The 17,459-nt window shown below is 68.7% G+C and carries 13 protein-coding genes and 1 pseudogene; 7 read left to right on the top strand and 7 right to left on the bottom strand.

Annotation, left to right across the window (positions count from 1 at the left end; translation table 11 throughout):
• Nucleotides 1-102: 102 nt before the first annotated feature.
• The 7 genes from ACZ79I_RS11430 (at nt 103) to ACZ79I_RS11400 (ending at nt 6,173) form a co-directional block, all read left to right on the top strand.
• Entirely contained in the window at nt 103-669 is a 567-nt protein-coding gene (locus ACZ79I_RS11430) for a WhiB family transcriptional regulator (RefSeq protein ID WP_471496632.1), read from the top strand.
• On the top strand, nt 666-1,772 hold the full coding sequence (locus ACZ79I_RS11425; protein WP_471496631.1) for a DUF2637 domain-containing protein: 1,107 nt from the start codon (nt 666-668) through the stop codon (nt 1,770-1,772). Before ACZ79I_RS11430 ends, ACZ79I_RS11425 begins: the two co-directional genes overlap by 4 nt.
• 74 nt (nt 1,773-1,846) lie before the next feature.
• The gene (locus ACZ79I_RS11420) at nt 1,847-2,071 is read left to right on the top strand and encodes a hypothetical protein (RefSeq protein ID WP_471496630.1); all 225 of its coding nucleotides are present in this window, start codon (nt 1,847-1,849) and stop codon (nt 2,069-2,071) included.
• A gap of 317 nt (nt 2,072-2,388) precedes the next feature.
• A complete protein-coding gene (locus tag ACZ79I_RS11415) occupies nt 2,389-2,736 on the top strand; it encodes a plasmid mobilization protein (protein WP_471496628.1) in 348 nt (115 codons plus the stop codon).
• Nucleotides 2,737-4,524 carry a relaxase/mobilization nuclease domain-containing protein gene (locus ACZ79I_RS11410; protein WP_471496626.1) on the top strand — a complete coding sequence of 596 codons (1,788 nt, stop codon included), beginning with the start codon at nt 2,737-2,739 and terminating at the stop codon, nt 4,522-4,524.
• Nucleotides 4,525-4,599: 75 nt separating this feature from the next.
• Nucleotides 4,600-4,986 (top strand): hypothetical protein, encoded by a 387-nt coding sequence (locus ACZ79I_RS11405; RefSeq protein WP_471496625.1) that lies wholly within the window; start codon nt 4,600-4,602, stop codon nt 4,984-4,986.
• A gap of 269 nt (nt 4,987-5,255) precedes the next feature.
• On the top strand, nt 5,256-6,173 hold the full coding sequence (locus ACZ79I_RS11400; RefSeq protein ID WP_471493253.1) for an IS5 family transposase: 918 nt from the start codon (nt 5,256-5,258) through the stop codon (nt 6,171-6,173).
• Here ACZ79I_RS11400 and ACZ79I_RS11395 read toward each other — a convergent pair.
• The 7 genes and pseudogenes from ACZ79I_RS11395 to ACZ79I_RS11365 all read right to left on the bottom strand — a co-directional run bounded on the left by ACZ79I_RS11395 (nt 6,130) and on the right by ACZ79I_RS11365 (nt 17,375).
• Complete coding sequence (locus tag ACZ79I_RS11395; protein ID WP_471493252.1) at nt 6,130-6,648, bottom strand: hypothetical protein; 519 nt, start codon at nt 6,646-6,648, stop codon at nt 6,130-6,132. The two genes, ACZ79I_RS11400 and ACZ79I_RS11395, sit on opposite strands and share 44 nt — an antisense overlap.
• A gap of 271 nt (nt 6,649-6,919) precedes the next feature.
• Nucleotides 6,920-7,184: pseudogene (locus ACZ79I_RS11390) on the bottom strand (hypothetical protein); the annotation flags it as partial.
• Between the two features lie 130 nt (nt 7,185-7,314).
• On the bottom strand, nt 7,315-8,220 hold the full coding sequence (locus ACZ79I_RS11385) for an FKBP-type peptidyl-prolyl cis-trans isomerase (RefSeq protein WP_471496623.1): 906 nt from the start codon (nt 8,218-8,220) through the stop codon (nt 7,315-7,317).
• Between the two features lie 123 nt (nt 8,221-8,343).
• A complete protein-coding gene (locus tag ACZ79I_RS11380; protein ID WP_471496622.1) occupies nt 8,344-8,745 on the bottom strand; it encodes a hypothetical protein in 402 nt (133 codons plus the stop codon).
• A gap of 56 nt (nt 8,746-8,801) precedes the next feature.
• On the bottom strand, nt 8,802-15,017 hold the full coding sequence (locus ACZ79I_RS11375; protein WP_471496620.1) for a DNRLRE domain-containing protein: 6,216 nt from the start codon (nt 15,015-15,017) through the stop codon (nt 8,802-8,804).
• An 832-nt stretch (nt 15,018-15,849) separates the two neighbouring features.
• On the bottom strand, nt 15,850-16,926 hold the full coding sequence (locus ACZ79I_RS11370) for an IS110 family RNA-guided transposase (RefSeq protein WP_471504874.1): 1,077 nt from the start codon (nt 16,924-16,926) through the stop codon (nt 15,850-15,852).
• A 215-nt stretch (nt 16,927-17,141) separates the two neighbouring features.
• Entirely contained in the window at nt 17,142-17,375 is a 234-nt protein-coding gene (locus ACZ79I_RS11365) for a hypothetical protein (protein WP_471496619.1), read from the bottom strand.
• Between the last annotated feature and the right edge of the window lie 84 nt (nt 17,376-17,459).

The raw sequence follows: 17,459 nt of genomic DNA, 5'->3' as shown, positions 1-17,459 counted from the left end.
CTACCCCGTCGGCTCCTTGCTCCCCATCACCTCCCCGACCACGCACCATCCTCCGCCGACGCCCGGCCGGGCGCACGGAGGGCGATCGGAGACACCCCGCGCATGCCCAAGACCTCGATGGCCCCTGCCCACTTCCGGACGCTGGGCGACCACACCTGGCAGGACCGCGCCGCCTGCCGCCCCACCGAGCACCACCATGTCGACCCCGACCTGTTCTTCCCCGAGCCGGACGAACTCGACCAGATCGCCACTGCCAAGGCGCTGTGCACCCAGTGCCCGGTCCGCCGCACCTGCCTGGACGCCGCCCTGGAGAACCGGGACCGCAACGGCATCCGGGGCGGCCTGACCGAGGAGGAACGCGAGCCCCTGCACAAGAAGCTGCCACGCCGCCTGGACTACGCCCGCGTCAACGCCGTACTCGCCGGACGCGACATCCATCTCACCGTCCGGGAACGCGAGGCCGCCGCCCTGGCCGCCTACCGGCGCGGCATCCCCGCCGGCCGCCTCGCCTGGTTGCTGAAGATCACCGAAGAGCACGCCGACAAGCTCTACCGACGCACCCACCGCCGTCTCCGCAACCGGGACATCGCCACGGCGAAGCCCAAGAAGCGCGGGCGGCCGAAGAAGAAGACCACCGTGTCCCGCGACGACCTCCGGGCGGCGGCATGACCCCCACCGTGCCGAAGCCGGCGCGCATGACCGGCTGGGACCGAGCCGCCATCGTGGCCCTGGGCGCGGCGGGTTGCGCGCTGTCGTACGACGCCCTCCAGCAGATGGCCGTAGCCATCCACGTCCGCGGTTTCCTCACCTACCTCTTCCCGCTGGTGATCGACGGGTTCATCGCCTACGGAGTACGCGCCTTGGTGGTCCTGCGCGCCGCACCGCTCGGCGCCCGCGTGTACGTGTGGACGCTCTTCGGCACCGCGACCGCCGCCAGCATCTGGGCCAACGCCCTGCACGCCGTCCGCCTCAACGAACAGCACACAACCACCGGCAGGCTGCGGCTGGGCGACACAACGGTCGGCATCCTGTCCACCCTCGCCCCGCTCGCCCTGGCCGGGGCGGTTCACCTGTACATCCTCATCGCCCGCCGGGTCACCGAGGAGAGCTCGGCTCCTCTCGGACACCTGGCCCCCGCTGGTCACTCCGCTGACCGGATCGAGGTCCAGCGACCGGCGACCACCGGACACCTGCAGCCTCCAGCCGCCGGTCAAGTCACTACCAGCCACCAGCACGCCGCTCTGACCGGGACACCCGGACACGTCAGCGACGGCGATCAGGTCACCCCGGACAAGCCCGGTCAGGGCACCCGGACACCAACCGGTCAAGACACCTCGGGTCAACCGACCACCCCGGCGACCGACCCGGTCACCGAGTTGGTGGCCGGGGTAGCTTCCCGGGCCACCCGGACACCTCTCCAGGTCGGTGACCAGGGCGGACACGCCAAATCCAGAGCGGCCGGAGACGCTCGCCCGAAAAGTGACCGACCGGCGACCCCGAGCAGGGACACCAACTCTGTCACGCGTCCGTCGTCTCCGTCCGACGGTGACCGGGTGACCGACCCGGTCACGGATCAACTGCTCCCCATCGCGCGGAGGGCGGTCACCGAGACCGGCCGGACCACCCGCGCGGTGGTCGCCGAGGCCATCCGCGGACAGGGGCTGCCGCTGTCCAACGACCGGCTGACCGACCTGATGCGCACGCTCCGGGACGACCCCGGACAGCCCAACGACGATCGCCGACTGACCGGTCACCCTCACGCGGGCAGGTGAGCTGACCGAGGGCCGGCCCCCTCACCCGCCCCGCACCCACACGAAGACCGCCTGCCGCACCGGAGACGCCGCTCATGCGCACAACGCCCGCCACCGCCGCCGAAGTCGACGCCTGGTTGACCGTTCTGCACCGCCGAGGGCACCTGCATCGCGCCGAAGCCGGGCCCGACGGGATCTGGATCGTGCACCGTACGCCCGACTCGCGGCCATGGACCCTGCACCATCCGATCCTGGCGATGGACTACGTCGCCGAGATCCTGCGAGATGTCCGCCGTCGAAGCCCGGAGTCGAGCCGATGACGACCGCCGACCCGGCGGGCACCACTCCCTCAGCGGAGCCGGAGGCTCCGACGGCCACCGGCCGAGCAAGCTGTTGCCGTGGGTATCCCAAAGGGATATCCACGGCGCATGCCCTCGCCCAGGAGAGCGAGGGAGGTCCGGTTGGTTCCCGCGCGGGGGCGCACGGGAACCAACCGGACCTGCGGCACCAGGGGGCGCCACAGGAAGAGGGGGAAACCGAAGACTCCGCCGCCGAAGCCTCCCCGAGCGCGAGCGATGCCGCGCTTCCCGACCGTCGCCCTCGCCGCCGCGCCTACCAGCCAACGCATCGCGAAGACGTGATCGCCGTCCGCTTCACCGCTGATGAGAAAGCCGAGATCACCGCCGCCGCAGCCCGCAACCGCGTCTACCCTTCCGGCTTCCTCGCCACCGCCGGACTCTCGGCCGCCCGTGGTTCCACCACCCTGCTCGACTCCAACGACCAGCTCAACGCCGCCATCGACGAACTGGCCGCCCTGCGAGCCCAGATATCCCGCGTCGGCAACAACATCAACCAGATCGCCTACATCCACAACGCCGGCGGCCAGCCCCGCCCCGGCCAACTCGACCACGCCCTCAAGACATTGGTCCGCACCCTCGCCCTGGTCGACGCAGCCGCGCACGAACTCGTACGGAAGCGCGTGTAGATGGTCCCGGACATCAGCCGGGGCTCACGCACGCACGGACTGCTCGCCTACCTCTACAGCCCCGGCAAACGCGACGAACACGTCGACCCGCACCAGGTCGCCTCCTTCGACGGCTTCGCCCCCGACCCCGGTCGCGACCCCGGCGCCACCCTCACCGACCTGACCTGCGTCCTGGACCTGCGGGTGAACCAACTCGGCGACCGCGCCCCCAAGAACCACGTGTGGCACTGCTCAGTACGCACCGACCCGGGCGACCGCTACCTCACCGACGCTGAGTGGGGCGAGGTCGCCCGCCGCATCGTCCACGCCACCGGCATCGCGGAAAAGGGAGATCCGGACGGATGCCGGTGGGTGGCCGTACGCCACGCCAACGACCACATCCACATCCTCGCCACCATTGTGCGGGGCGACCTTCGCCAGCCCCGCAACGCGTACGACTACAAGCGCTCGCAGGCCGAGTGCCGCCGCATAGAGAAGGAATGGGGCCTGCGCGAACTCAACGCCGGCGACGGAACCGCTGCACAGAACCCCACCAGCGCAGAACGCTTCAAAGCCGAGCGCACCGGCCGCGACCGCACCCCGCGCGAGATCCTGCGCGAGACAGTCCGTCAGGCGGTTGCCGGAGCCGCCGGCGAGGCAGAGTTCTTCACCCGCCTGACCGAAGCCGGACTACGCGTCAACAAGCGCCTCGCCCCGTCCGGCGACACCCTCGGCTACACCGTCGCCCTGCCCGGCGACCGCAACCGCGACGGCCAACCCATCTGGTTCCCCGGCTCCAAGCTCGCCCCGGACCTCTCCCTGCCCAAGATCCGCAAGCGTCTTGCCGCCGGACCCGTCGACCAGGATCACGATCCCGACGAGGCACCGCGCTCTGCCCACCCGGACACGCCGTCCTCCAGCCGGCCGCAACCCTCGCAGGCCCGTCGCCGAGCCGCGCTTGTTGCCGAACGCGCCACCATCGCCCTCGGCCAGGACGACGATGAAGAAGACGCTGCCGCCCAGCTCGTCGGCGCCGGCGAACTCCTCGACGCCCTCGCCCAGACCTCGCCCGCCGCCACCCGCGGTGAACTCCGCGAGGCGGCCCGCGCCTTCGAACGCGCTACCCGTTCCCACATCCGCGCCGAGCGCGCGGACAACCGCGCCCTACGCGCCGCCGCCCGAGGCATCGTTCGCGCCGGAGACGCCCTCGGCCGAGGCGAAGACGGCGGCGCGACCGCCATGGTCCTGTCCACCCTCGTCCTGCTCGCCATCGCCGCCGCCCACTGGCACTCCGCCCGAGGCCACGCCCAGCAGGCCGCCGCCTCCGCCCAGGCCGCCCGCCACCTGCGCGCCGCCTACCGCGCCGCCGCCCGCACCCCGATACGCGCGATGCGCGAGCAGGGCCAGCGGCTCCCGCAGCCGGTCCGCCAGCGCTACACCGACACAATCAACGCCGCCCTGCCCAACCATCAACTCGCCGACGACAGTGGCTTGGATGCCCTGGCCGCCACCCTCGACCAGGCCGAACGCGCCGGACACGACCCGGCCGCACTGCTGAAGGAGGCCGTCGAGTGGCGAGAGCTGGACACCGCCGACAGCGTCACGGACGTACTCGTCTGGCGAATGCGACGCCTGGGCAAACTCCCCGCCACCGCCGACGCTCCGCGCCGACGCCCCACGAGTACCGCCAAGGACACCAAGACCGGCACGGCCAGCCGCACCCGGGCACGTACCACTTCTGCGAGGACCGACACGAGTCCTGCCCCTGTTGCCTCTGCGGACCCTCCCTCGCGCGGGCCGAGGCGCTGAGCCGCAGCTCAACGCACTGGACACGGGGCGGCGGCCCTGTTATGGCTGGAAACGACAACGAAGGAGCTGACGCTGGTGCTGCACGACGACGCGGTACGCACGAGAACCGACATACCGAAGCCGGCAACTGCGGACGACCCGCTCCTGCGGCTCCAGCAGGAGACGCAACCGCACGACGGCGAGTTCCGGGTCCAGTGCACCACTCACCCCGGCGAGTTGGTGATCACCGGCATCATCCAGATGTGCCCGGCCTGCGGAGCCCGCCGCGACTGGCTGGTCATCTGCGACCGCAACCAGGTCAGCATCCGCTGCCGCTGCGCCCACCAGTGGGTCGAGCACGAGCTGGGCCGCGCCGACTTCGAGGCGATGACCGGTCCCGGCGGTGAGGTGTACGACAGCCTGCAGACAACCATCCAGGCTGCGGGGTACGGCGGAGATCTTGCTGGCAGTTACTGGACATGACGCGGTCTTGGTGCGGTCATAAGCGATCGTCATGGGCACCCCGCTAATATGCGGGTCTCGCTGTCAAGCTCCGGGATTGTCGTACTCCGTCAGTCGATCGGTCCGGCCGGGTTCGATCACGCGCCTAAGAAGCTGTTGTTTTTTCGATCTTGAGAGATGCGCGTCGAACGAGAGTCCCGATTGGGTGATCGTGGGGCGCTTGGCGCATACGGACAGGGCCTCCTGAACAGCTCGTTGGTGTCGAATCACCGAGCAGCAGGAGGCCCTTGATGCAGCAGTCTTTCGTGCCGAATGCCGGGCAGTCCAGCTCGGTCACCTGGGAGTGTGACTGCCTGGCTCACCGGTTCGGAAACGCCGTCGACAACGGGTTGCGGCAGCGGCGCTACCCGTCGGACATGACGGACGCGGAGTGGGCGGCCGTCCGGCCGTTGCTTCCGGTGCCGGGCTGGATGCGCGGTCGCGGTGGCCGGCCGGAGGCGTACTGCCACCGGGCTGCACTCGATGCGATCCGCTACCTCGTTGACAACGGCATCAAGTGGCGGGCGATGCCGGCCGACTTCCCGCCGTGGGACCGGGTGTACGCGTTCTTCCGCCGCTGGCGCGACCATGGCCTGGTCAAGGAGTTCCACGACCGGCTACGTGCGCAGGTTCGCGAGGAGGTGGGCCGCGACGCGGAGCCGACGGCCGGAGTGATCGACTCGCAGTCGGTGAAGGCGGACGCGGTCGTCGGTGCGGACAGCCGCGGGTTCGACGGAGGCAAGCTGGTCAACGGGCGCAAGCGGCACGTCGTGGTCGACACCCTCGGCCTGCTGCTCGGGGTGATGGTCACCGCCGCAGATGTCGGCGACCGCGCCGCCGCCCGGGTGCTGCTTACGCAGGTGGCCGACGCGCATCACCGCCTCACCCTTGTCTGGGCCGATGGCGGCTACACCGGCAGCCTCATCGACTACTGCCTCGCCTTCCTCGCGCTGGTCCTGGCGATCGTCAAACGCAGCGACGACATGCGCGGCTTCGTGGTACTGCCCAAGCGGTGGATCGTCGAGCGGTTCTTCGCCCACCTGATGCGCACCCGCCGCCTGGCACGCGACTACGAGCGGCACACCACCAGCGCCGAGGTGATGGTCTACTGGTCGATGACCCTGCTCATGACCCGCCGCCTTGCCCGCTCACGCCCGCAGCAGGCGTGAACCGGCCCGGCGCGGGCTCGGCCAGCCAGCCGCGCGCGACCAGTCGTTTCGCCTTCGACCGCAATGTCTCCACACGCGCCGGCACCACCTCCATGCCGAACCCCGCGGCCATCTCCTGACAGGTCAGCGGCCCTTGACCGAGCCGGCACCGGTCCGCGAGCACGTCCAGGATGCGCTGGTAGTCCACCGACAGCACCGACCTGTCCAGCCCCTCCCGCCACACCGGCACCTGCGACTTCGCCTTCGCCGCATCCGGCACTGGCGCGGTCCGGTCGGCCCGGACCTGGTCCTGCATTGTTTCGTCGACCAAGGCCAGCACCTCGTCGACCCGCGAGCGGGCGATGGCCCACTCCTTCCATTCCCGCTCGGCCACAGCCAGCTCGGCCTGGATGCGGTCGGCCTCCTCCCGCAACTCGTCCACACGACGGCGAGCACCCAGCTCACGCTGTTCCAACAGCCCAACCACCGACGGCATCCACGACCTCCCAGGCAGCGACAGCACGACAGGCCACTACTCCCACAGGACCGCCGACCCTACGCCCGACCAGTGGAAATGCAGTCCCCAACTCCGGAAAGACAACAGCTTCTAAGCCGTCATCTGGAGCGTCGGTTGCCGGCGGTGTGCACTCGTGGCTGTTGATCCGGTGGTCGACACTCTCCAGGAAGGGCTCGGAGTCGGTCTCAGCCCGGAATATGAAGGTGACGCCTGTTCCCTCGACCCGCAGGGCGAGCTGTCTGGGTGGCTAGTCGACCAGTGTGCGGCGTAACCAGGCGGGTTCGCACCAGCCCAGGTCGAGCGTGGCGTACAGGCGCCGTGGCCGCGCCGCATCTCGCGCGCGCGAGGGAGAGCTCGACCAGGGTCTTGACTGGGCCGTCGGTGCACAGCACAGCGTCGGCGAACTCGAAAAGCACGTCGGCGCGGGCGTACAGGCACTCGTAGAACTCGATCCGGAACCTGGACAACACGGGCAGTGGGTCGACGCCGGAAGCACCGTCCGGAACGCTCGTCATCAGCGGCCGTTCTGTACTCGGGACTTCAGCAATTCCGAGAATCACAGACGGCCGCTGCCCATGTCTCGGAAACGCCGCAGGTCACCGGCCCGCCGAAAGAGCGAGGTTAGATGCCAAGCTCAGCGTGGTCTCAGGTGGCGGCGAGGATGTCGAGGACGGAGATCACGGTGGTGCCGGGTGCCAGGCCCTTCGGGGGATGTGGACCGTACCCCAGGTTCGCGGGGATGACGGCGAGGACGCGGCTGCCGATCCGCTGGCCGACCAGGGCGCGGTCCCAGCCTGCGATGACGTTGCCCTGGCCGATCACGACGGGCAGTGGGCCGCCGTCCGCGTGGGAGCTGAGGAAGAGGTCTGCCTCGTCCTTGCCGCGGGCGGCCTCCCAAGCAGCCGAGGAATGCTGGAGTACCAGGGTCTGCCCGGTCTTCACCACCGGGCCGGTGCCGTCCACCAGGCGCTGGACGACCAGGCCCTTGGGGGCGGCCCGATCGGGGACGGTGAGGGTGACGGTGCCGTCGCCCCGATGCATGTGCACCTCGGGCAGGGCATCGGAGATCGGCTCCTGTTTGCCGGGGACGGTGGCGTGGGCGCCTATGACGTTCAGGAGGTCGACGGCGAACACGACAGTGTCCTTGCCAGTGACATGGAACTGCGCGCTGCCGGTCGTGCCGTACGCGGCCGTGGGGGGTGCCACGACCAGGACCCGGCTCCCCGCGCGCTGGCCCTGCACGGCCCGGTCCAGGGCGGGCAGCGTTGCACCCCGCCCGACGGCGAACACCTGCGGCCGGGCCCCCTTGTCGTACGGGCCGGGAAGCGCCTTGCCGGTGCGCCACACTACGGCGGTGTAGCGGACGACGACCACGTCGCCGGTGTGTGCCGACCGTCCCCGCCCCTGCGTCTGCGGCGCGACGACGAACTTGCCGCTCGGCGCGGACTTCGGAACCGAGATCGCGGCCGGGCGCCCGAACCGTCCTGAAACGGTGGGCAGCACGGCATCCGTGGTCACCATGGCCGGCACGGCCTTCGCGTGAGCGGACACCGAAGGGGCCGTAAGCGGCCGGTGCCAGCCGTCAGGCCGCCGCTGATCAGATGAGGATTCGCTGCTGCACCCCACAAGCAGGAGGGCGGACGCTATCAGCAGCGCAGCAAGACGGCGCATCGATCAACCGCAATTCTTGTAGGCCGACTGGAGGTCAGAAACAGATTTTGACACATTCATCGTCGATCCTTCAGCGTCGTCTTTGCAGAGATACTTCACAGTTCCGCCACCCATCTCGAGACGGAATACGATCTCAGAAGAAGAGATCTTGTATTCCGCACGCCCTTCGGGTCTCAATTCACCGAGTCCTTGACGCTCCTTGCAGTGGGAATCCTCCCCCGAGCACCAGGAGACATGAATTCTGTCGGAGGTGTCGTTCACCAAACGCACGGGAGCCACATTGTCGGGATCGGTCGCATCGGCAGCGCACGCGGTTGCCGTCAGCATGATGAGGCCGCAAAGGGGGGCAGCCACTATATTCCCGCTACACCGATAAGGCCGATTGAATATCCAGGTCACCGTCATCGTCCAATCTTGGAGCGGGCCGGGGGCTCATCGAGCCCCCGGCCCGGAATCAATCGTCAGTAGTCCCGGTGGACCCGTCCGTGCTTCCTGTACGAGCCGGGCAGCCATCCGTACAAGCTGCCGCCGGGGCGGCAGGAACGCCAGCGGTACATGAATCTCGGACAGTAACTGCCACGCATGTGCTCATCGTAGTTGCTCTCATGCCTACCGAGATGGTGCCGCTTGAAAGCGTCCAGCCGCTCGTCCACGCCAAGGCTGTAGTACTCGACCTTCCGGAGGAGGCGACCACTCAAGCCTCGGCGTTGACGGCGACTCATATGGTGGTGCCGCAGGTAGTACGAGCCGGCGTACACCGCGTACGGGAAAATTGCACCCACGGCAACAACCTTGTTTGCAACGGATTGCACATGTCTGTTCCGCCACATAATGCGCAGCCAATGAGTGCCCCACCACTTGCCGTTCAGATCGAACTGGTTGACAGGGTCGCAGGGATATCCGTAGGCGTTGTCTCCTCCTCCGGGAACCGGGTCGATGGACTGGAAGCGTCCAGTGCCCGGCTCGTAGAGGCGGACACCCATGAGAATGTCTCCAGTTGGGGTTTCGCCGGAGCGCTGTTTGGCGCCGAGCCAGCCGTAGCGGGTGGTAGCGGTGCCGGGCTCGGGGTTTCCGTACTCGTCGTAGGCCGACGCGACGACGGGCTTGGTGGTGTCCAGCGGGAGCTGGACGGTGACGTCGCCGTGGATGTCGGTCAGCTGCAGAACCGTGTTGCCCGTGGCGTCCGTGGTGGCATCGAGGTCGCCGCCGCTGCCCTGGACGTTGCGGGTGATGGTGCCTGCGGTGTCCTCTGTGATCCAGTCGGGGCTGTCGCCGTCGCCGCCGTAGTGGTTGGTCTTGCTGCCGGTCTGGGTCCAGGTGCCGGCGTTGTCGGTCTCCGTCGTCCAGACTGCGAGGCGCTGGGCGGCGTCCAGGGTCCAGGTCTGCCGGCTGGTGCCGGAGGTCTGCTGCTGGACCAGGTCATTGGTGTAGTAGGCGACGGTCGCGCCGGTGGCCTGGGTGGTGGTGCGGCCGAAGGCGTCGTAGACGATGCCCGTGTTCACCAGCCGGTTGGCGCTGTCGTAGGTGTTGGTGGTGCTGGTCGCACCGGTCGAGGTGCACGCGGCTCCGGCGGCGCTGACGTTGGTGGCCAGGGCGGTGCGGTTGGAGTTGTCGTCGAAGGCGTAGCCGCGGCGGGTACAGGTCCCGTCCGGGGCGGTGTCGTCGGCCTGGGTCAGGCGGCCGGTGTTGTCGTAGGTGTAGGCGCGGGCGTAGGTCTGGCCTGCGCTGTCGGTGTCGTTGACGGTCTGGCCGTGGATGGAGTGGTCGGCGGTGTCGGAGGCGACGACGGTGCCGTCGCTGTCCTGGGTGTAGATCCGGGAGGTCTCCGCGCCGGTCTCGTCCTGGGTCACGGTGAGGGTGTAGCCGCCGGGCAGCTGCTCGGTGGCCGGCTCACCGTCCGCGTCGTAGGTGGCGTTGAAGGTGCCGGCGACGGAGTCGGTGCGTGAGGTTTCCACACCGCGCGGGTCCTTGGTGGTGTCGTAGGTGTAGGTGGTGGTCGACGGAGCGGAGTCGGCGACCTGGGTGGGGCGGTCCAGTGCGTCGTACTGGGTGGCTGCGGTGTTGCCGCTGCCGTCGCTGTAGGAGATCTCTCGCCCCAGCATGTCACTGACATGCGTGATGGTCAGGCCGCCCGCCGTGACCGTGGCAACGTCGCCACTGTCCGGATCGTACGCGGTGGTGGTGTCCGCAACGGCGGTGCCCACTCCGCCGGTCACCGACACCAGGGTCGGACGCCCGGCGCCGTCGGAGGTGGTTGTGGTGGTGCGGGTCACACTGTTGGCGGTCTCGGTCAGCTTGGCGGTGTTGCCCCACCGGTCGTACTCGACCGTCTTGGTGGGCAGCTGGGCGGGGTTGGTACCGCCACCGGTGATGTCACCGGCCGGACCGGTGGAGCACACCAGGTCCGCCCACTCGGGGCGCCCATTGCAGGCACCCGTACCGGTGGCCGAGTAGTAGGTGGTCACTGTCGCACCGGCGTCGGTGCCGTTCGACTTGGGCAGCGTGGTCTTGATGACCCTGCCCGCTGCGTCGTACGACGTGGTCTTGACCAGGTTCAGACCGCCTGGATCGTCAGTAGTCGAGGTGGGCAGTCCCTTCACCCAGTCGTACGCCGTCTTCGTGGTGCGAGTGTCGCCGTCGGAGGGGTAACCGTCCACATGCGCACCGGTGGTGACCGTGGTGGGCTCATCGGCCACCGTGGCCGTCCCATCGATCGGACGGCCCTCGTCATAGGCGGTCACCGTGTGCGAGCGCGCCGCCACCTCACTGCCTGCCGGCAGGTCGGTGCCACCCGTCCCGGCGTGCAGTACTCCGGTCAGTGTGGTCAGGTGCAGCGGGCCGAAGCTCTCCAGCTCCCGCTGCCCGTCACTGGAATACACGGACGTGGTGGATAGCTGCTGCGCACGGTCCGCAGTGGACAAGCCACTGATCCCGAGCAGTGTCAGCTCGGACAGCCCCGCGCCGCTGCTGGCAAGCGACAGCTCGCGGTTGCTCGCGGACAGTTCACGGACCGTGTTGCCCAAGTGGTCGTACTCGGTCACGCTCAGGTGTCCGCCCGGCGTAGCGCTGTTGACCTCCCGACCGGACGCATCCGCGTACGAGATCGAGGCGCGGCCGTAGTTCGCCGAGGTCAGGGCCGAACCGTCGTGCGACGCAGGCACGGCGTCCGGCGGGAAGACCGCGGTCGCGTCGGACGGGACATCCGTCTGGCCCCAGGCCGCAACGTCGGTGGCACCCACTGGGATGGGGGCGTTGGCGCCGGTCAGCGGTACGTCGTAGACCAGGCTGGTCGTGGCCGTGCCGCCGTCGGTCTGCGTCTTCGAACCCGCCACCAGGGTGGGGCGCGAGGCGGCGAGCAGCATGCCGGGGCCCGCGGTGGCCGCGTTGCCGGCCGTGCCGTAGGTGAAGGTCCACGGCAGCTCACCGGGCGGGGTCAGGGTGGCGACCCGGCCGGCGCTGTCGTAGGTGTAGGCGGTCTTCAGCGCGGGGCTGATCCGCGGGTCCCAGCTCTCGCGCAGCCGGCCGGAGTCGTCGTAGGCGTACTGCGCGATCGCCGTCGCGGTCGCGGAGGCCGCGCCCGGGTCGGTGATCCACAGCTTGATCTGGGCCACCTGGCCCGCGTAGTCACCGAACGCCGAGGGCGTGGCGGTCGTGGAGGCGGCGTACACGTACTCCAGGACGCGGCAGCCCTTGGTCGACGGCGTCGTCTCGCACGTCGAGGAAGCGACGGCGGACGTCGGCGCGATCACGTACTTCGGGCGTGCCAGGGTCAGCGAGCCGTTGACGGCCTTCTCGGAGACCACCTTGGTGGTGGAGTTGTCGGTGGGCAGGTAGGTGGTGGACACCTGCCAGGTGGTGGCGGCGGGGTCGACCTTTGTGAACGTGGTCGTCGTGCTGGCGGTGTCCTTCAGCGTGAACGAACCGGTCAGGGATCCAGTCAGGGTCAGATCCTCCGCGCCTGGCTCGCTCTTCCAGCCACTGGCGGAGGTGGCGGTGAATCCGGTCTCGTTGCCGTCCACGTCCACGACCGCCACCGAGGTGGACGAGGTCTGGCGGATATAGGCGTAGTCGGAGTCGGTGATGTCCGCGGTGGTGCCAGCTGCCCACTGCGGGCCGAAGATCGCCACCTGGCCCTGGGCATCCGCGCCCGCGGTCGGCTTCCGCGACGATGCCGTGCGCGTCACACTCATGCCGAACGCGGACGCGTCCGTCGCCGACAGGGTGTAGTCGCCCGTCAGGTCGTTGACCGAACCCGGACCGACCTGATCCGACGGCGCGGTGCCCGCGTTGCGGTCCACCGTGACCGTCGACGCCGGCGAGTACCCCGTCGTGGTCCCGTCGGTGAACGCGACACGGATGTCGACCGGGCCGTCCTCGGTCAGCGACGTGGTGATGTTCCACGTCAGAGCGGGCGGCGCACCACTGGGGGCAGCCAGCGGCCAGGCCGTCACAGCCGAACCATCGCTGTTCTTCGTGACGTCAGCCAGCGGCACGTTGTGCCAGCTGTCGGTCTCACCGCGGCGGTACTGGTAGGTGACACCGGTGTAGGTGGGCTTGCCGGTCGCGGCCAAGGCCACCCTGCGGGCGGGCCGGTCGCCGTCGCCGGGGCTGAGCAGCGCGGCACCGTCCGCACCCACGCCGAAGGAGTACTTGGTGTTGGTCGACGACAGGTTGCCGCCCGAGTCGATGGTCTGCGCGTACAGCGTGTGCCAGCCGTCGGCGGGCGTGATGGAGAGGTTCAGCGGGTCACCGCCGGTGCCGTCCACCGTGTCGTACACACTCTTCGCCATCGACGGGTCGTCCAGGCCCCACTTGAAGCCCTGCCCGTCCGTCGAGGTCGTGTCCAGGGTGCAGGTCACCGCCCCGGGCGCCGTCGCCGACCACGTGTCCTGCGGATACGAGGGACAGCTGATGGTCGGGGCCGCGGGCAGCGCCGTGTTCAGCACGAACGTGGTGTACCCGGTCCAGGACCCGTAGTCGGTGGAGTCATACCCCCGCACCCTGAACCGCAGATGTTTGCCCGCCGGGAAGGCGTTGGCCGACGGGATCGCCAGGCTGGCCGTGGAGCCGGACGCCACGCCCGCGCTGGTCGCGGTGTACGTGTAGGTGGTGTCGTTGTAGGCGGGGTCGGGGGTCACCTCGAACTGGGCCTTGACCGTGCCGCCGTCCGCGTCCGTCACCTTCGCCGACAGGGTCGGCGTCAGCGAGGTGACGTACCGCTTGCCGTTGTAGGCGTTCACGGCCGAGGGCGAGATCGCGGCCGCGGTCGGGACGGCCGGGTAGGAGTTGTAGGTCACCACCAGCTTCGGTGCGTATCCGGCGGTGGTGTAGTTGGCCGAACGGAACCGGCGCCAGGTGGTGGAGTCGTTTTCGTTGGCACTTGCCAGCTGCAGGCCGTAGTTGGTCGCGCCATTGGCCCAGTCTTGCACCATGGCCTGTAGGTTCCAGTTCGACCAGTTGGCGGGGCAGGAAGTGTCGTAGCCCCAGTGGCCGGTGTTCGTCGCCTTGTTGGTGGTCGTGGTGGTGGGCTGGGCGCCCCAGGTGATCGATGTCGAGGACCACGAGGAGGTGATCCGCTTGGCGTCCGTGGTCGCGCCCGACGTCGAGCAGGTGGCCGAGTAGTAGTTGTAGAGCGACATCGTCGCTGACTGGATGTGCTTGCCCGTGAACGGCGACACGTCGAACTTCAGATACGACCGCGCCACATCCGTGCCCGCGTCGTACGTGCCCGACTTCAGCTCCTGGGAGGAGACCTGCGAGTCCGGGTAGTTCGGGTTCTGCACCCACGTGTCCGTCGTGACCGCCAGCGTGGACGTGGGGTCCACGGTCACCGGGTAGGTCGCGGTGGCCAGGAAGTCCTTGTCCGGGGTGAGCACCAGGGTCTGCGAGCCGTCCGAGGCGGTCTCGATCGTCGTGGCGACCCGCTCCTGGTGCGCCGACTCACCGGACGCCGGGTCCTTGGACGCGTCCCACATCATCGGGGCGGGCGCCTCGGCCACCAGGTCGCCGTCGCCGTTCTTCAGCAGCAGGTGCCCGGAGTCCGCCTGGGACAGCTTCAGCCCGGCCAGGTTGAGCGGAATCCGGTAGGACACCGTGTTGTTGTCGGGCTGCTGGGTGAGCTCGATGTTCTCCGAGAATCCCTGCGCCAGGGCGGTGACGGACAGGGTTTGCCCGCTGCCCAGGTTGTAGGAGGCCGTGTCGCCCTTCACGGACGGGGTGGGCAGCTTGTCCTGCCAGCCCAGCCCGAAGGACTCCGTCCCCTTGGCCACGGAGGCCAGCTGGGTGTCACCGCCGTCGGAGACCGCGATGTCCGCGGCTGCCGCTGCCGGCGTGAGGTCGGCGCCGCTGTTGGACAACGAGGTGTCGATGTCCTTCCAGACGCCACCCTGCTTGACGCGGATCGGCCCGGCGTACGCCTCGGCCTCCAGCTCCCCACTGGGCAGTGCCCACGTGGTCGAGTCCGTCGTCCGCGCGGACAGTACTTCGATCTTCCGGTTCTGCAGACGGGCCATCAGCACCGCCGACGCCTCATCCTGCGCCTGAGCAGGACCCAACGCCTGGGAGGAACCGGACGATGTGGACTCGGATGCTGTGGTGCCCGCGCTCACGGCGAACGCCATCTCGGTGTCCTCCGCGATCACTGCGGTCTCCACCGCCATCGCCAGCACCACACTCATGGCTATATGCCGCAGCCGCCGGGCCTGTCTCTTCTTCTTCGGTCTGCCACGGGTCGCAGGTCTGTGACGCACGATCAGCTCCCTCCCTGACACTCCGCAATGCGGAGCCAACAGAAACGAACTGATCTTCACGGAAGGTGCGCAGCTCACCCATGACAGCTAGACGGGAAGCTCGCCCTAAACCCAAAAAATCGCGAAGGTACATAAAAGTCGTTACGTTATGCCGACCTCTAGGAGTGTCCCTATTGTGCGCTTCACCCACTTTGAACTCGGCGTCACTTGATATTTGAGTCGCAGATGAGTTCCCTGATCCACTTCAAGACTTTCCCAAGAAATGAAGGAAGAAGTGGATCAATGGGTAAGAACTCGACAAGAGCCCTCGTGGGTCACCTTGCGCGCCCTTGTGCCGTGCCACGTTAGTTGGAACCGACAAGACAGTCTTGTTGGCACCTGCGTCTTCCCTGACCCGGCGGCAGTGGTGAGAACCGGCCGGGCCTGGCATCGGTTTTCCCTCGCAGTTCGTGCCGACGGTGGCCTGACCGTACAGGGCGCAGTGCTGACGCGGTGCCCTGGTCGCGACATCGTCGAGTCAGCGCAAGAATCGGGAACGGGTCATTCCAGCGGCGCGTGGCATCGGAAGCGTACGCCGACGGCCGCCACCGCGAGCGGTTACGGCTTTCGAGATGTCAGCAGGCAGGACTGGAAGCGTTAGCCGGCGAGCAGCTCTAGGATCAAGGTGGCGAGGGTGAGGGCGGAGTGCAGGCCCGTCACCTCGACGACGGTGGGGTGGACGATGTGGCTCCATTCGCCGGTCAGGATGCTCCTATGGTTGTCAAACCACTGGAGCGAGGTTGGTTCGGGTGATTTGGCCCGTTGGTTTGGTGGTGAGAGCGCGGTAGACCTCGCGGGCGACGAACCGTTTGAGGCAACGCATGATCTCCGGCTTGGAGAGCCCTTCCTTTGTGCGGCGTTCGACATAAGCGCGCGTGCGTTCGTCAAAGCGCATGCGCGTCAAGACGATCGTGTACAGGGCGTTGTTCGCGGCCCTGTCACCGCCTCGGTTGAGACGGTGGCGGTGGGTGCGGCCGGACGACGCCTGGATCGGCGCGACGCCGGCCAGGTGCGCGAACGCGCCCTCGGAGCGCATCCGCTCCGGGTTGTCCCCGGCCGAGGCCAGAAGCTGCCCGGCGGTCTCGGCGCCGACACCGAACAGTTCCAGCAGAGCAGGGGCGGCCCGCTTGACCAGTGGGCCGATCTCGGCATCCAGGCCGGCGATCTCGGCGTCCATCGCCTGGTGGCGGCAGGCCAGGCGTCGCAGTGCCGCCCGGGTCGCCGCCAGCGGGCGGGACAAGTCATCACCGGGCCGCAGCCGGGCCAGGGCGCGTATCAACGCGGCTCGGTCCAGGCCCGCGACCTGCTCACGCAGCATCGCAGGGGCCGACACCAGCAGGCCCCGGATCTGGTTCATCGCCTGAGTGCGGGCCTTCACGGCACTGCGGCGCGCGATCCGCAGCACTCGCACGGCCTCTACCGCACCGTCCCGGCTCTTGGGGATGCCAACAGCCCGGCCGGACAGTACGGCCGTCGCGGCGGCGTAGGCGTCGATCGGGTCCGACTTGCCCTTCAGCCGCCGAGTCTTGCGGTCGGGCCGGTCCACGTCGACGACTGTGACCCCGGCCGCCGTCAGTACCCGTGCGAGTTCGGCACCGTAGGCACCGGTGCCTTCCACTCCGACCGCGGCCAGCTCACCGTGCGAACGCATCCAGTCCAGCAGATCTCGGTAGCCGCGGATGGTGGCCGGGAACTCCCGGTCAGCCAGGTGCCGACCAACCGAGTCGATCACCGCGGCGTGGTGGGTCAGGCCGTGGGTGTCGACTCCGCCGGTGATCTCCGGGCCATCGTGCGTCATGCTGGTCATGTCCGTCCTTGCGTGTCCGTTCCGAGGGCGGCACGCGCCGGTCGGGCGGGTGGACAAGACAGTGACGGGGCTTCTGGACCAAGCTCCTATGAAGTCACAAACGCCCGTCCGGCCGCGTGCGTGGTGACGCCGCCCGACGGGCCGACAAATCCCAAACAGGACAGTCGAGACGTCAGTCAGGCCAAGGGTCAGACCCGCCAGCAGCGTCACCACGTCACATCCTCACTGTCAGGCCAGGTCGCGAGCAGTACCTCGGCTGCCGGCAGACCGAGGTAGGCCGTGACGTTCGTACAGCCGTCCTGCGCGCGGGTCCAGCTCAGCAGGATCCGGCCGGGCGGTACGCGGCCGGGGCGATCGGCCTGCAACCAGCTGACCTTGAGGGTGTGGGTGGGGTTGCCGGATACGTGGTGGACGAGGGCTCCGCGTACACCGTCGGGCATCGGGTGGGTTGTCAGAGTCCGGAGGGCGACGAAGGGCGGGCAGGCGGTGGTGTATGGGGGAATGATTCCTCCAGCTGCGGACGA

It is taken from the genome of Streptomyces sp. PSU-S4-23 (assembly GCF_055632315.1).
The sequence above is the reverse complement of the archived record's forward strand: the minus strand, read 5'-3'. Positions and strand labels throughout refer to the sequence as shown.

What these genes read in the sequence shown, in the direction of transcription:
- ACZ79I_RS11380 (WP_471496622.1), bottom strand. Translation starts at nt 8,745, where the DNA reads ATGACGGTGACCTGGATATTCAATCGGCCTTATCGGTGTAGCGGGAAT.
- ACZ79I_RS11425 (WP_471496631.1), top strand. Translation starts at nt 666, where the DNA reads ATGACCCCCACCGTGCCGAAGCCGGCGCGCATGACCGGCTGGGACCGA.
- ACZ79I_RS11400 (WP_471493253.1), top strand. Translation starts at nt 5,256, where the DNA reads ATGCAGCAGTCTTTCGTGCCGAATGCCGGGCAGTCCAGCTCGGTCACC.
- ACZ79I_RS11430 (WP_471496632.1), top strand. Translation starts at nt 103, where the DNA reads ATGCCCAAGACCTCGATGGCCCCTGCCCACTTCCGGACGCTGGGCGAC.
- ACZ79I_RS11370 (WP_471504874.1), bottom strand. Translation starts at nt 16,926, where the DNA reads ATGACGCACGATGGCCCGGAGATCACCGGCGGAGTCGACACCCACGGC.
- ACZ79I_RS11410 (WP_471496626.1), top strand. Translation starts at nt 2,737, where the DNA reads ATGGTCCCGGACATCAGCCGGGGCTCACGCACGCACGGACTGCTCGCC.
- ACZ79I_RS11375 (WP_471496620.1), bottom strand. Translation starts at nt 15,017, where the DNA reads ATGAGTGTGGTGCTGGCGATGGCGGTGGAGACCGCAGTGATCGCGGAG.
- ACZ79I_RS11365 (WP_471496619.1), bottom strand. Translation starts at nt 17,375, where the DNA reads ATGCCCGACGGTGTACGCGGAGCCCTCGTCCACCACGTATCCGGCAAC.
- ACZ79I_RS11420 (WP_471496630.1), top strand. Translation starts at nt 1,847, where the DNA reads ATGCGCACAACGCCCGCCACCGCCGCCGAAGTCGACGCCTGGTTGACC.
- ACZ79I_RS11395 (WP_471493252.1), bottom strand. Translation starts at nt 6,648, where the DNA reads ATGCCGTCGGTGGTTGGGCTGTTGGAACAGCGTGAGCTGGGTGCTCGC.